Source organism: Cellulosimicrobium sp. NPDC057127 (genome assembly GCF_042670945.1).
Taxonomy (GTDB): domain Bacteria; phylum Actinomycetota; class Actinomycetes; order Actinomycetales; family Cellulomonadaceae; genus Cellulosimicrobium.
This window is the reverse complement of record NZ_JBHUUP010000010.1, coordinates 141,036-153,608: the sequence shown is the minus strand read 5'-3', so window position 1 is coordinate 153,608 and position 12,573 is coordinate 141,036. Positions and strand designations below refer to the sequence as shown.

The window sequence follows — 12,573 nt, the reverse complement described above, 5'->3', positions numbered from 1 at the left end:
CCCGCTCGGGGACCGCCTCGTCCGCCCGGAGCAGCAGGTGCCGCGCCGCGGGCCCGCGGTTCGGCCCCATGGTCGCGAGACGCGCTCGGGGCCCGCCTCACCTGCGGCGGGTGATCCCACCGCTCATTACCCGAGGTAATGAGTTAGGGTAATGATCATGCCCGTTGCGGATCCCACTGTGCCTGATCGTGACCAGTGCCGGCCCGCGACGCTCGGCGGCGAGCTGCGCGTCGCGCTCACCCGGATCTCGCGCCGCCTGCGCGCCCAGCGCGGCGAGGCCGACCTGCCCGAGGGGCAGTTCGGCGTCCTCACCGTGCTCCACAAGGAGGGCGCCATGTCGCCCGGCGAGCTCGCCGCGCACGAGCGCGTCCGGCCGCCGTCCATGACGCGCGCCGTCAACCGGCTCGTCGAGCTCGGCCTCGTCGAGAAGGTCGAGCACGAGACCGACCGCCGTCAGGTCGTCGTCCGGCTCACCGCCGCGGGCGTGGACGAGGTGACCGAGACGCGCCGCCGCCGCGACGCGTGGCTCACCCAGCAGCTGACCAGCCTGACCCCCGACGAGAGAGAGACCTTGGCCCGCGCCAGCGAGCTGTTGATCAGGATCGCCGCCCGATGAGCGCGACGTTCTCCTCCCTCCGCTACTTCAACTACCGCGTCTGGTTCGGCGCCGCCCTCGTCGCCAACATCGGCACGTGGATGCAGCGCGTCGCCCAGGACTGGCTCGTCCTCACCGACCTCACGGAGGACTCCGGCGTCGCCGTCGGCATCGTCACCGCGCTGCAGTTCGCGCCCGTCCTCGCGCTGTCCGCCTGGGCGGGCCTGCTCGCCGACCGGCTCCCGCGCCGCCGCCTTCTCATGGCCACTCAGGGCGCGATGGGCCTCCTCGCGCTCGGCCTCGGCGCGCTCGTGCTCTCCGGGCACGTGCAGCTGTGGCACGTCTACCTGTTCGCCGGGCTCCTCGGCGTCGTCACGGCGTTCGACAACCCCGTGCGGCAGACCTTCGTCGCCGAGATGGTGCCCTCCGAGCGGCTCTCCAACGCCGTCGGGCTCAACAGCGCGTCGTTCAACGCGGCCCGCCTCGTCGGCCCCGGAGCCGCCGGCCTGCTCATCGCCGTCGTCGGCACCGGCTGGATCTTCGTCATCAACGGCGTCACGTTCGCCGCCACCATCGCCGCGCTCGGCCTCATGCGCGCCCGCGAGCTCCACGCCATGCCCAGCGCGCCACGCAGCAAGGGACAGATCCGCGAGGGCATCCGGTACGTGCGCAAGCGCACGGACATCGTCGTCATCATGGTCGTCGTCGGCGTCGTGTCGACCTTCGGCCTCAACTTCCAGCTGACCTCCGCGATGATGGCGCGCGTCGAGTACGGCAAGGGCCCGGAGGAGTACGGCATCCTCGGGTCCGTCCTCGCCATCGGGTCGCTCACCGGTGCCCTGCTCGCCGCACGCCGCGAGCGCCCCCGCGTCCGCCTCGTCATCGGGTCCGCGTTCGCCTTCGCCGTCACCACCGGCGTCATGGCGCTCATGCCGACCTACGAGAGCTTCGCCGTCGCGTGCATCCCCGTGGGGCTCGCGTCCCTGACGATGATGACCGCCGCGAACTCCACCATCCAGATGTCCGTCGACCCCGTGATGCGCGGGCGCGTCATGTCCCTCTACATGATCGTCTTCCTCGGCGCGACGCCCGTCGGCTCACCCCTCGTGGGCTGGGTCGCCGAGGTCCTCGGGCCGCGCTGGGCGATCGGGATCGGCTCCCTCAGCGCCGGGCTCGTCGCCGTGGGTGCCGCGCTGTGGGCGGTGCGGCGCTGGAACCTGCAGGTGCGCTACCGCGTCCTCTAGCGGCCCCACCTGCTCGTGCGCTACCTCGACGCCGGGACGTCGGCCGAGGACGAGGCGCGCGCCGAGACCCGACGCCGACTCCGCTCCGACGACGCGGAGGACGCCGCGCGCGCGGCCTGAGCCGTCGATTCTGCGGGCGGGTTCGGGAGGCGGTCGGGGACGCTCGCGCCGGGTCTACCATCCGCGCCGCTCGTCCCTCGCGCCGCTCCCGCCAGACCCGCCACGACCCGGCGCAAGCGCCCCCGACCGCCCACGTCACCTCACCCGCGCAGGCGTCCAGCAGGCCGGCTGACGTCACCGTGCGAGCGCAGCGCAGCGAGCCGGGCGACGCGACGGCCGTGCGGGCAGGGCCATGCCGGTAAGCACGACGGTCGAGCGGGTTCGGCCGCGGTGGTGACGTGGCGGACGAGCGGGTGGGACGCGACGTCGGATGCGAAGGGCGTCAGAGCCGCGCGCGGTCGCTGACAGCCGACCGCGGGAGGTGACGGCGCGGCAGCCCGAGCACCGACGGCGCCCCGCGCGCGGACCCCGCCCCCCGGAGCGTGCGGACTCAGGCCAGGCGCTCGACCACGTGGTCGACACAGGCGGTGAGGGCGCGGACGTCGTCGGGCTCGATCGCCGGGAACATCGCGACGCGGAGCTGGTTGCGGCCGAGCTTGCGGTAGGGGAAGACGTCGCGGATGCCGTTCGCGCGCAGGGCAGCGATGACCTGGGTGGCGTCGACGGTCGCGTCGAGGTCGACGGTGCCGACGACGGTCGAGCGCTCGGCCGGGTCGGCGACGAACGGCGTGGCCCACTCGCGCGACTCGGCCCAGGCGTACAGGTGGGCGGCGGACTCCGCCGAGCGGGCCGACGCCCACGGCAGGCCGCCCTGCTCGAGGAGCCACTCGACCTGCTCGGCGAGCATGACGAGCGTCGCGATGGCGGGGGTGTTGAGGGTCTGGTCCTGCCGCGAGTTCGCGGCGGCGGTGCGCAGCGACAGCGACTCCGGCACCCAGCGCGTGCCGCTCGACCCGACCTCGTCGGCGCGGGCGAGCGCGTCGGGCGAGCACAGCGCGAGCCACAGGCCCCCGTCCGACCCGAACACCTTCTGCGGGGCGAAGTAGTAGACGTCGGTCTCCGCGACGTCGACCGGCAGTGCGCCCGCGCCCGAGGTGGCGTCGACGAGCGTGAGGGCGCCGCGGTCGCGGGACCCGGGGACGCGTCGGACGGGGGCCATGGCGCCGGTCGAGGTCTCGTTGTGCGGCCAGGCGTGGACGTCGACGTCGTCCGCGGGCTCCGGGTGCGCGACCGCGCCGGGCGCGGCGGTGATCACCTGCGAGTCCTCGAGGAACGGCGCGGCCGTCGTCGCGGCGGCGAACTTCGCGCCGAACTCGCCGAACGCGGCGTGCTGGGCCTTGCGCCGCACGAGGCACGCGGTCGCGACGTCCCAGAACGCGGTCGAGCCGCCGTTGCCCAGCACCACCTCGTAGCCGTCGGGCAGGTCGAACAGGGCCGCAAGGCCCTCCCGCGTGCGGCGCACGAGCGAGCGCACGGGCGCCTGCCGGTGCGACGTGCCGAGGAGCGAGGTGCCGGCCTCGGCGAGGGCGCGTACCTGGGCGGCACGCACCTTGCTCGGGCCCGAGCCGAACCGGCCGTCGGACGGCAGGAGGTCGGACGGGATCGTCACCAGGGTCGGGTTCACGGGCTCGCTCACGCCGTCACCCTACGCGCGCGCGCCGCGCGCGAGGCGCGGCGTCCGCCGCCTGGTCGGGCCGCGTGCGGCGCGCCGGGACCGTCGGCTCGGGCACGGCTTCTCCCGGAACGCGTCAGGAGCGCCCCATAGACTGGTCGTGGCGCACCGGTGCGCCGGTGCGGGCAGGCCGTGGGCGGCCCCGGGCCCACGAACGACAGGAGCGTGGCGTGACCGACCTGATCGACACCACCGAGATGTACCTGAAGACGATCTACGAGCTCGTCGAGGAGGGGATCGTCCCGTTGCGCGCCCGCATCGCCGAGCGGCTCGGGCACTCGGGCCCAACCGTGTCGCAGACGGTCGCCCGGATGGAGCGCGACGGGCTCGTCGTGGTCGCGGGGGACCGGCACCTCGAGCTCACGCCCGCGGGGCACGACAAGGCGATGCGGGTCATGCGCAAGCATCGACTTGCCGAACGTCTCCTCACGGACGTGATCCGCCTCGACTGGGAGCACGTCCACAACGAGGCGTGCCGGTGGGAGCACGTGATGAGCGAGCTGGTCGAGGAGCGGCTCGTCGGCCTGCTCGACCACCCGCACCACGACCCGTACGGCAACCCCATCCCCGGTCTCGCCGAGCTGGGGGAGCCCGGCGGTGCCGCCGGCTTCCTGGACGGGGTCGTCTCGCTGCCCGTGCACCTCGCCGGCGCCGCGCCGGGCGACGAGGTCGAGGTGGTCCTGCGCCGCATCGGGGAGCCGGTGCAGGTGGACGACGAGCTCCTCGCACGGTTCGCCGCGGCGGGGCTCCTGCCCGGGCGCACCCTCCTCGTGCGCCGTGGCGAGCGCGGGATCGCCGTGCGCGAGCCCGGGTCCGCGGCTCGGGACGGGGGTCAGGACGAAGGCCCGGACGAGGCCGGGCTCGACCTGCCGGACGACGTCGCGCGTCATCTCTTCGTCGCCCGCCGTTAGCCGGGCCGCCGGGCGAAAAGCGGCTCTGACCAGGCGCGATGCCGTTCGCGGCGCGCGACCGTGATGGGAACGTGACTTTTGCCGAGGGCTCATGTACGGTCAGTGCTGCTCCACCGGAACATCCGTCCGGCGAAGCCCTCGAGCGGAACGCCTAACCCTGTCGCCGCAAGAGGTTCACGACGACCCGACGACAGGGGCGGGGGACCCACTTCCGGGCGCTGGAGACAGCGTCCTCGGGGTGAAGCCCCGCGGATCTCGATCCGCAGGGCCGGGTGTTTCTCCCACCCGAACCCGACAGCTGACTTCGTAGGCGTCCAGGAGAGGCAACAGTGACCGTGAGCTCGACTCGCGCCCGCCACCGTGCGGCGCGGCGTCCCGTGACGCCACTCAGCACCATCGCCCAGGCCGCATCCGAGCAGATGTCGACCGTCGGTCGTCGGACCGCCGTCGTCGCCGCGTCCTCCGGCCTCGTCGTCTCGATGATCGGTGCGGCCGCCCCGGCCAGCGCCGCCCCCGTCGACAACGAGAACAACAAGCTCAACTCCGTCGACCTCAGCGCCGTGACCGCGCAGGCGCGCCAGGCGCTCGAGGCCGCACCGGCCGTGACGGTCGCCGCGGACGCCGCCTTCACGATCGAGGCCGCCCCCGTGACGGTCACCCCGGCGCCCGAGCCGGAGCCCGAGCCGGAGCCGGAGCCCGTCGTCGAGCGGGCCGAGAGCACCAGCCGCACGCAGGAGCGCCAGTCGGTCGAGCAGGCCGAGGCGCCCGCGCAGGAGGAGGCGGCTGTCTCCGTCCCCGCCTCGGCGTACGGCAGCACGATCGTCTCGATCGCCGCGCGCTACGTGGGCGTCCCGTACGTCTACGGCGGCACCACGCCGGACGGCTTCGACTGCTCTGGCTTCACGAGTTACGTCTACGCCCAGGTCGGCATCAACCTGCCGCGCACCTCCGGTGCGCAGGGCTCGGTCGGCACGAAGGTCCCGCGCTCGCAGGCGCAGCCCGGTGACCTGATCTGGACCCCCGGCCACATCGCCATCTACGCCGGCGACAACATGCAGATCGACGCGCCGCGTCCGGGCAAGACCATCCAGTTCCGTCAGATCTGGCAGTCGAACCCGACGTTCATCCGCGTCGCCTGATTCTCGACCTCTCCCGTCGGCCGGCTCGACCTGACGGCGGCGGTCCACCGAACCCCGTCCACCGCGCGACCTTGTCGCGGGTGGGCGGGGTTCGTGGCATTCTTGACTTGTTCGTGACCTGCCCTGGGCGTTAGGGTCCAGGTCACCTCGGCAGGGTTGGCCGCCGGATGGGAACCCTGCCGTCGAGAGGAGAGTCATCGATGACCCGCACGGAAACGGTCCTTGTCGGCGTGGATGGATCGGCGCCGAGCCTTCACGCTCTCGACTGGGCGGCCGCCTACGCCCGGCGGGTCGGGTGGCCGCTGCACGTCGTGTGCACGTACTCGCTGCCGTCCTTCACGGCGGCGTCCCTGGACGGCGGGTACGCCGCGCTCGACGATTCGGCGATCCAGGAGGGTGCTCGCGCGGTCCTCGAGGAGGCGCGTGCGCGGGCCGAGGCGTCCGGCGTGCGGACGACGGCGACCGTCACCACCGGCGACGCCGCCGGGGTGCTCGTGGAGATGTCCCGTGAGCACGCGCTGGTCGTGGTCGGGACGCGCGGACGCGGCGGGTTCACCGAGCGGCTGCTCGGCACGGTCTCGTCCGCCCTGCCCGCGCACGCCCACTGCCCGACCGTGGTCGTGCCGTACCGCGGGGAGGGTGCCGGGGCCGGTGAGCTGCCGCCCGTCCGGCCGCTGCGACGCATCGTGGTCGGCGTCGACGGCTCACCGTCCGCGGAGATCGCCCTGCGGCACGCCATCCGGCAGGCGCAGGCGTGGGAGGCCGAGCTCGTCGCGGTCGCGGGCGTGCCCGTCGGGGCGGGAGCCGGTCTGCTCGCGTGGCTGCCCGCGTCCATCGACCACGAGCAGGTCCTCGCCGACATCACCGAAGGGCTCAACGTGATCATCGACCGGCACGAGGCGGAGAACCCCGGTCTGTCGATCAAGCGGATCGTGCTCGACGGGACGGGCGCCGAGCTCCTCACGGAGTTCTCGTCCGCGTCCGACCTCATCGTCGTCGGGTCGCGCGGACGCGGCGGGTTCCGCGGCCTCCTGCTCGGGTCGACGAGCCAGGCCGTGCTGCACCACTCGTCGTGCCCGGTGATGGTCGTGACCAAGAAGTGCGACGAGGAGGAGCCGGCGCAGGGCGACTGAAGCCCGCGCCGGCCCTCCCCGCGGTCAGCTGCGGTTGCGGTACAGGCGCATCGTGATGGGGGCGAGCACGGCCGTGAGCACCACGGACGCGACGAGGACCCACATGATGCCGGTGAGGTCCGGGTCGCCGCCCATGAGGCTGCGGACCGCCGTCACGAGGTGCGTGACCGGGTTGACGTCGACGAAGCGCTGCAGCACGACCGGCATCGTCGACGGGTCGACGAAGATGTTCGACGCGAACGTCAGCGGCATGAGCACGAGCATCGACGTGCCCATCACGGCGTTGGGCGAGCGCAGGACGAGCCCGAGCGCCGTGAAGACCCAGCTCAGCGCGAACGCGAACACGAGCAGCAGCACGATGCCGAGCGCCACGCCCACGACGCCGCCCGGCGGACGGAAGCCCAGCACCAGGCCGAGCGCGAGGGTCACGAGCGAGGCGATCGTGTAGCGCACGGTGTCGCCGAACAGGGCGCCGACGATGGGTGCGGGCCGCCACACGGGCAGCGAGCGGAAGCGGTCGAACACCCCCTTGGAGATGTCGGTGTTCATCGTGTAGCCGGTGTAGATCGTCGTGAAGAGCACCGCCTGCACGAGGATGCCGGGCAAGAGGAACTGCAGGTAGCTCTGCACGTCGCCGGCCAGCGCCCCGCCGAACAGGTACGTGAACATCAGCGTGAAGATGATCGGCGACACGGTGACGTCGAACAGCTGCTCGGGCACGTGCTTGATCTTCAGCAGGGCGCGCCAGGTGTAGGTGAGCGTCGCGGAGACCGGCGAGGGCCGGCTCGGGCGGGTCTCGAGCGCGACGGCCTCGCGCAGCGCGCTCGCCTCGGGCGCGCGCAGCTCGGCCGTGGTGGTGGGTTCGGTCGCCATCAGGCCACCTCCTCGATCGTCTCGTCGGCGTCGTCGACGGGCTGGCCGGTCAGGGCGAGGAAGACCTCGTCGAGGCTCGGCTGGCCGAGCGTGAACTCGGGGACGGTGATGCCCTCGTCCCCGAGGGCGGGGAGGATGCGTGCGACGGCCGGGCCGCCGTCGTCGGGCACGCGGGCGGAGAACGCGTACGGGTCGTTCGCCAGCGACACCTCGGTGCCCAGCAGCACGCCCACGACCTCCGCGGCGCGGGCACGCTGGGCGGAGTCGGCGAGCCGCAGCTGCACCGATCCCTCGCCGACGGACCGCTTGAGCTCGGTCGCGGTGCCCTCCGCGATGACCTTGCCGTGGTCGATGACCGCGATCTTGTCCGCGAGCTGGTCCGCCTCCTCGAGGTACTGCGTCGTCAGCAGCACGGTGGCGCCGTCGGCGACGAGCACGCGCACGATGTCCCAGACCTGGTTGCGGCTGCGCGGGTCGAGACCGGTGGTGGGCTCGTCGAGGAACAGCACGCGGGGGCTCATGACGAGGCTCGCCGCGAGGTCGATCCGCCGCCGCATGCCGCCGGAGTAGGTCTTGACCTGCCGGCCGCCCGCGTCGCCCAGGCCGAACGCCTCCAGCAGTTCCTGCGAGCGCCGCCGCGCCGTCCCGCCGAGGAACCCGTACAGGCGGGCGAGCATCACGAGGTTCTCGGTGCCGGTGAGGTCCTCGTCCACGGACGCGTACTGGCCCGTGAGCCCGACGACGGAGCGCACCTTGTCGGCGTCGTGCACCACGTCGTGGCCGAGCACGGTCGCGGTCCCCGCATCGGGCTGCAGCAGCGTCGCGAGCATGCGGACGGCCGTCGTCTTCCCCGCGCCGTTCGGTCCGAGCACCCCGAGGACCGTGCCCTCGGGGACGGCCAGGTCGACGCCGTCGACGGCCTTGGTGACGGACTTGCCGGACGTGAAGTGCTTGACGAGCCCGCGCGCCTCGATCGCCAGGCCGCTGCTCGACGATGAGCTCATGTCCCCTCCTCTGGTCGCGGAGCGCGGGTCGTCGCGCTCTCGGGTGGTCACACCCACGCTCCGACCGTGGCGGGGCCGCGAACTCATCGGGTGCTCGCACTCCATCGTGCTCCCCGGGGGTGACACGGGACCAGTGAGTTTCGTCAGCGCCCTCGAGGGGCGGGCGCTACCTCGCGGCGGCCTGCTCCGCCGCGGCGAGCAGCACGCACGTCGCGACGCCGTCCATCGCGACCCGGACGTCCTCGAGCGGGGGCAGGGACGGGGCGAGGCGCAGCACCTTGTCCTCGGGGTCCTTGCCGTACGGGTAGGCGGCGCCCGCGGGCGTCAGGACGATGCCGGCGGCCTTCGCGAGCTCGACGACGCGTGACGCCGTGCCGGACGGCACGACGAGGCTCACGAAGTAGCCACCGCGCGGGGTGTTCCATGTGGCGACGTCCCAGGGGCCGAGGCGTTCGGCGAGGGTGTCGGTGACGGCCTGGAACTTCGGGGCGAGGATGCGGCGGTGCTCGCGCATGTGGGCGCGGACGCCGTCGGCGTCGCCGAAGAAGAGGGCGTGGCGCAGCTGGTTGACCTTGTCCGGCCCGATGGACTGCGCGGACAGGTGCTTGCGGAACCACGCGACGTTCGCGGGGGAGGAGCCGAGGAACGCGACGCCGGCGCCGGCGAAGGTGATCTTCGACGTCGAGGCGAAGAGCACGACGCGGTCCGGGTGGCCGGCGTCTGCCGCCATGCGGATCGCGTCGGCGCTCGTCACCTCCTCCTCGGTGAGGTGGTGCAGCGCGTACGCGTTGTCCCACAGGATCCGGAAGTCCGGCGCGGCCGTCGGCATCGACACGAGGCGCCGGGCGACGTCCTCGCTGACGACGGAGCCGTCCGGGTTGGCGTACGTGGGCACGACCCACATGCCCTTGATGCTCGGGTCGTCGGCGACGAGCGCGGCGATCGCCTCGGCGTCCGGGCCGTCCGGGGTCATCGGGACGGACACCATCTCGATGCCCAGCTCCTCGCACACGGTGAAGTGGCGGTCGTAGCCGGGCACGGGGCAGATCCAGCGCACGCGCTCCTCGCGGCCCCACGGGCGCTCGGAGCCGGGGACGCCGAAGAGCGTCGCGTAGACGAGCGTGTCGTACATGAGGGTGAGGCTCGCGTTGCCGCCCGCGAGGAGCTGGTCGGCAGGCAGCCCCAGCAGCTCGGCGAAGATGCGACGCAGCTGCGGCAGGCCGTCGAGCCCGCCGTAGTTGCGCACGTCGGTGCCGGTGTCGTCGGTGTGCACGCCCTCGCCCGGGAGGGCGAGCAGCGCCTCGGACAGGTCGAGCTGCTCGGCCGACGGCTTGCCGCGCGTGAGGTCGAGACGCAGACCGAGGGACTGCAGCTCGGCGTAGGCGCGGCGCAGGTCGTCGAGGGACGCGGCGAGCTCGGTGCGCTCGCTCGTCCCGCTCGGCGCGGCGGCGGGGACGTGGGGCTCGGACGGCTGCGCGGTGGTCACCCCCAGGACTCTACCGAGCACCCGCCAGCCACGTCAGGGCGTCCTCGAGCGCGGACAGCCCGACGTCGAGGTCGTCGGCCGAGACGGTCAGCGGCGGGGCGAGCCGGATCGTCGACCCGTGGGTGTCCTTCGCGAGGACGCCGCGCGCGAGCAGCGCCTCGCACAGGTCGCGCCCGGTCCCGCGGTCCGGCGCCAGGTCGAGGCCTGCCCACAGCCCGACGCCGCGCGCCCTCTCGAGGAGCCCGCGCCCGACGAGGCCGGCGAGCCGGTCGTGGAACCGCTCGCCGAGCAGACGCGCACGGGCCTGCGGCTCGCCGGAGGCCAGCAGGTCCACGACGGCGAGCCCGACGGCGCACGCCAGCGGGTTGCCGCCGAACGTGCTGCCGTGCGTGCCCGGCGTGAGGACCTCGAGCACGTCGCGGCGCCCGACGACCGCGGACACGGGCAGGATGCCGCCGCCGAGCGCCTTGCCGAGCGTCACGAGGTCGGGCCGCACGTCCCACAGCTCGCACGCGAGCGTCGTGCCGGTGCGCCCGAGGCCGGACTGGATCTCGTCCGCGACGAGCAGCACGTCGCGCTCGGCCGTGAGCCGGCGCAGCGCGGGCCAGAACCCGTCCGGCGGCACGACGACGCCCGACTCGCCCTGGACCGGCTCCATGAGCACCGCGACGGTCGTGTCGTCGATCGCGGCGGCGACCGCGTCGACGTCGCCGTACGGCACCACCCGGAACCCGGGCGTGTACGGGTCGAAGCCGCGGCGCGCGTCGGGGTCGTCGGAGAACGACACGATCGTCGTCGTCCGGCCGTGGAAGTTGCCGGACGCGACGACGATCGTCGCCTTCCCGGGGGCGACGCCGCGCACGTCGTAGCCCCACTTGCGCGCCGTCTTGATCGCGGTCTCCACCGCCTCGGCGCCGGTGTTCATGGGCAGGACCATCGCGCCGCGGCCGTCGGGCCCGCCGGCCGCGGTCAGCGGCCCGACCAGGCCGGCGAGGGCGTCGGCGAACGGGTGCAGCAGGTCGTGGTCGAACGCCCGCGACGTCAGGGTCACCCGCCCGAGCTGGCGGGTGGCCGCGTCGACGAGCGCGGGATGGCGGTGCCCGAAGTTCAGCGCGGAGTACCCGGCGAGCAGGTCGAGGTAGCGGCGGCCCGCGACGTCGGTCACCCACGCGCCCTCGGCGGTCGCGACCGTGACGGGCAGCGGGTGGTAGTTGTGCGCCAGGCTGTCGGTGCGCGGCGCCCCGGGGGAGCGCAGCTCCTGGGTGGTCATGGCCGGCGGTGCGCGGACGGGCGGATCTCGAGCGTGCAGCACTTCGCGCCGCCACCGCCGCGCAGGAGCTCGGACGTCTCGACCGGCACGGGCTCGTAGCCGCGCTCGCGCAGCGCGCCCGCGACGTGCTCGGCGCGCGGGTTGAGCACCACGTGGTGCCCGTCGCTCACCGCGTTGAGGCCGAGGACGACGGCGTCCTCCTCCTTCGCGTGCAGCGCGTCCGGGAACCGCTCGCGCAGCACCTCCTGCGACGCCGGCGAGAACGCCGCCGGGTAGTACACGACGTCGACGCCAGCGCCGAGCGCCTCGCCCGCGTGCGCGTCCGCCGGGGTGCTGCGGGCGGACGTCGTGCCGGTCCCCGCAGCGGGTCCTCCGTCGTTGCCGCGCAGGACCGTGAGCGCGGTGTCGAGGTGGTAGAAGCGCGGGTCGACGAGCTCGAGCGTGACGACCTCGCGCCCCCACAGGGCGGCGGCCTCGGCGTGCGCCGCGCGGGTCGTGCGGAAGCCGGTGCCGGCGAGCACGACGTCCCCGGCGACGAGCAGGTCGCCCTCGCCCTCGTTGACGTGCTCCGCGAGGTGGGTCACGTACCCGTGGTCGGCGAACCACTTGAGGTAGGCCGGCCCCTCGGGGCCGCGCTCGGCGTGGTGGAACCGGGCGGAGTAGACGAGCCCGTCGACGACGGTCGCACCGTTCGCCGCGTAGACCATGTCCGGGAGCCCCGGCACGGGGTCGATGGTGTCGACGGTGTGCCCGAGGTCGCGGAACGTGTCGCGCAGGCGCTCCCACTGGGCGACGGCGAGGGGCGTGTCGACCGGCCTGCTGCGGTCCATCCAGGGGTTGATCTCGTAGCTGACGGTGAAGTACGTCGGCCGGCACATGAGGTAGTGCCTGGGGTGCATCGTCGCCTCCGATCTCGTCGGCCCGCGCGGGTGGTGCGGTGCCGGGCGTCGCCCGGGCGACGGGTGTCCGCCGGGCGGCGTGCTGGACGCCAGCGTACGTCCGCCACGCGCGCCGGTCTCGGTGACGCGGGCGCGGACGTCGGACGACGGCGATCGTTGACGACGATAGATCAGCGATATATCGTTAGCGTGTCGTCGACAGGAGGAGCCCCGCTCCTCCCGGCGCGACGCCCACCACGGCACGGCGGGCCGCCCGCGAGAGACCGGCCCCGCACGCCGCACCACAG

11 protein-coding genes and 1 riboswitch are annotated in these 12,573 nt (G+C 73.7%); of the genes, 5 read left to right on the top strand and 6 right to left on the bottom strand.

Features of this window, described 5'->3' with window-relative positions; all coding sequences use genetic code 11:
• The first annotated feature begins 157 nt into the window (after positions 1-157).
• Both ACFTZA_RS11785 and ACFTZA_RS11780 read left to right on the top strand, forming a co-directional pair.
• A complete protein-coding gene (locus ACFTZA_RS11785) occupies positions 158-616 on the top strand; it encodes a MarR family winged helix-turn-helix transcriptional regulator (protein WP_378194625.1) in 459 nt (152 codons plus the stop codon).
• Entirely contained in the window at positions 613-1,839 is a 1,227-nt protein-coding gene (locus ACFTZA_RS11780) for an MFS transporter (RefSeq protein ID WP_378194622.1), read from the top strand. Before ACFTZA_RS11785 ends, ACFTZA_RS11780 begins: the two co-directional genes overlap by 4 nt.
• Positions 1,840-2,389: 550 nt before the next feature.
• Here the strand turns inward: ACFTZA_RS11780 and serC are convergent.
• Positions 2,390-3,535, bottom strand: a complete 1,146-nt coding sequence (serC, locus tag ACFTZA_RS11775; RefSeq protein ID WP_378194619.1) for a phosphoserine transaminase — start codon at positions 3,533-3,535, stop codon at positions 2,390-2,392.
• Positions 3,536-3,741: 206 nt separating this feature from the next.
• Here serC and ACFTZA_RS11770 point away from each other — a divergent pair, with 206 nt between their 5' ends.
• The 3 genes from ACFTZA_RS11770 (at position 3,742) to ACFTZA_RS11760 (ending at position 6,754) form a co-directional block, all read left to right on the top strand.
• Positions 3,742-4,482, top strand: a complete 741-nt coding sequence (locus tag ACFTZA_RS11770) for a metal-dependent transcriptional regulator (protein WP_378194616.1) — start codon at positions 3,742-3,744, stop codon at positions 4,480-4,482.
• A 167-nt stretch (positions 4,483-4,649) separates the two neighbouring features.
• A riboswitch (cyclic di-AMP (ydaO/yuaA leader) is annotated at positions 4,650-4,810 on the top strand.
• A 49-nt stretch (positions 4,811-4,859) separates the two neighbouring features.
• Positions 4,860-5,621 carry a C40 family peptidase gene (locus ACFTZA_RS11765; protein WP_378194613.1) on the top strand — a complete coding sequence of 254 codons (762 nt, stop codon included), beginning with the start codon at positions 4,860-4,862 and terminating at the stop codon, positions 5,619-5,621.
• 200 nt (positions 5,622-5,821) lie between these two features.
• Positions 5,822-6,754, top strand: a complete 933-nt coding sequence (locus ACFTZA_RS11760; RefSeq protein WP_378194610.1) for a universal stress protein — start codon at positions 5,822-5,824, stop codon at positions 6,752-6,754.
• Positions 6,755-6,778: 24 nt separating this feature from the next.
• Here the strand turns inward: ACFTZA_RS11760 and ACFTZA_RS11755 are convergent, their stop codons facing one another.
• The 5 genes from ACFTZA_RS11755 to ddaH all read right to left on the bottom strand — a co-directional run bounded on the left by ACFTZA_RS11755 (position 6,779) and on the right by ddaH (position 12,286).
• On the bottom strand, positions 6,779-7,627 hold the full coding sequence (locus ACFTZA_RS11755) for an ABC transporter permease (protein ID WP_378194608.1): 849 nt from the start codon (positions 7,625-7,627) through the stop codon (positions 6,779-6,781).
• The gene (locus tag ACFTZA_RS11750) at positions 7,627-8,631 is read right to left on the bottom strand and encodes an ATP-binding cassette domain-containing protein (protein WP_378194605.1); all 1,005 of its coding nucleotides are present in this window, start codon (positions 8,629-8,631) and stop codon (positions 7,627-7,629) included. The genes ACFTZA_RS11755 and ACFTZA_RS11750 overlap by 1 nt, the downstream gene beginning before the upstream one ends.
• Before the next feature lie 166 nt (positions 8,632-8,797).
• On the bottom strand, positions 8,798-10,117 hold the full coding sequence (locus ACFTZA_RS11745) for an aminotransferase class I/II-fold pyridoxal phosphate-dependent enzyme (RefSeq protein WP_378194603.1): 1,320 nt from the start codon (positions 10,115-10,117) through the stop codon (positions 8,798-8,800).
• Positions 10,118-10,127: 10 nt separating this feature from the next.
• Entirely contained in the window at positions 10,128-11,387 is a 1,260-nt protein-coding gene (gene rocD, locus ACFTZA_RS11740) for an ornithine--oxo-acid transaminase (RefSeq protein ID WP_378194600.1), read from the bottom strand.
• The gene (gene ddaH / locus ACFTZA_RS11735) at positions 11,384-12,286 is read right to left on the bottom strand and encodes a dimethylargininase (RefSeq protein WP_378194597.1); all 903 of its coding nucleotides are present in this window, start codon (positions 12,284-12,286) and stop codon (positions 11,384-11,386) included. The genes rocD and ddaH overlap by 4 nt, the downstream gene beginning before the upstream one ends.
• Positions 12,287-12,573 lie beyond the last annotated feature (287 nt).

Excerpts from the sequence above, each read along its gene's own strand:
- ACFTZA_RS11785 (WP_378194625.1), top strand. The coding sequence starts at position 158 with ATGCCCGTTGCGGATCCCACTGTGCCTGATCGTGACCAGTGCCGGCCC.
- ACFTZA_RS11780 (WP_378194622.1), top strand. The coding sequence starts at position 613 with ATGAGCGCGACGTTCTCCTCCCTCCGCTACTTCAACTACCGCGTCTGG.
- ACFTZA_RS11760 (WP_378194610.1), top strand. The coding sequence starts at position 5,822 with ATGACCCGCACGGAAACGGTCCTTGTCGGCGTGGATGGATCGGCGCCG.
- ACFTZA_RS11755 (WP_378194608.1), bottom strand. The coding sequence starts at position 7,627 with ATGGCGACCGAACCCACCACCACGGCCGAGCTGCGCGCGCCCGAGGCG.
- ACFTZA_RS11750 (WP_378194605.1), bottom strand. The coding sequence starts at position 8,631 with ATGAGCTCATCGTCGAGCAGCGGCCTGGCGATCGAGGCGCGCGGGCTC.
- rocD (WP_378194600.1), bottom strand. The coding sequence starts at position 11,387 with ATGACCACCCAGGAGCTGCGCTCCCCCGGGGCGCCGCGCACCGACAGC.
- ddaH (WP_378194597.1), bottom strand. The coding sequence starts at position 12,286 with ATGCACCCCAGGCACTACCTCATGTGCCGGCCGACGTACTTCACCGTC.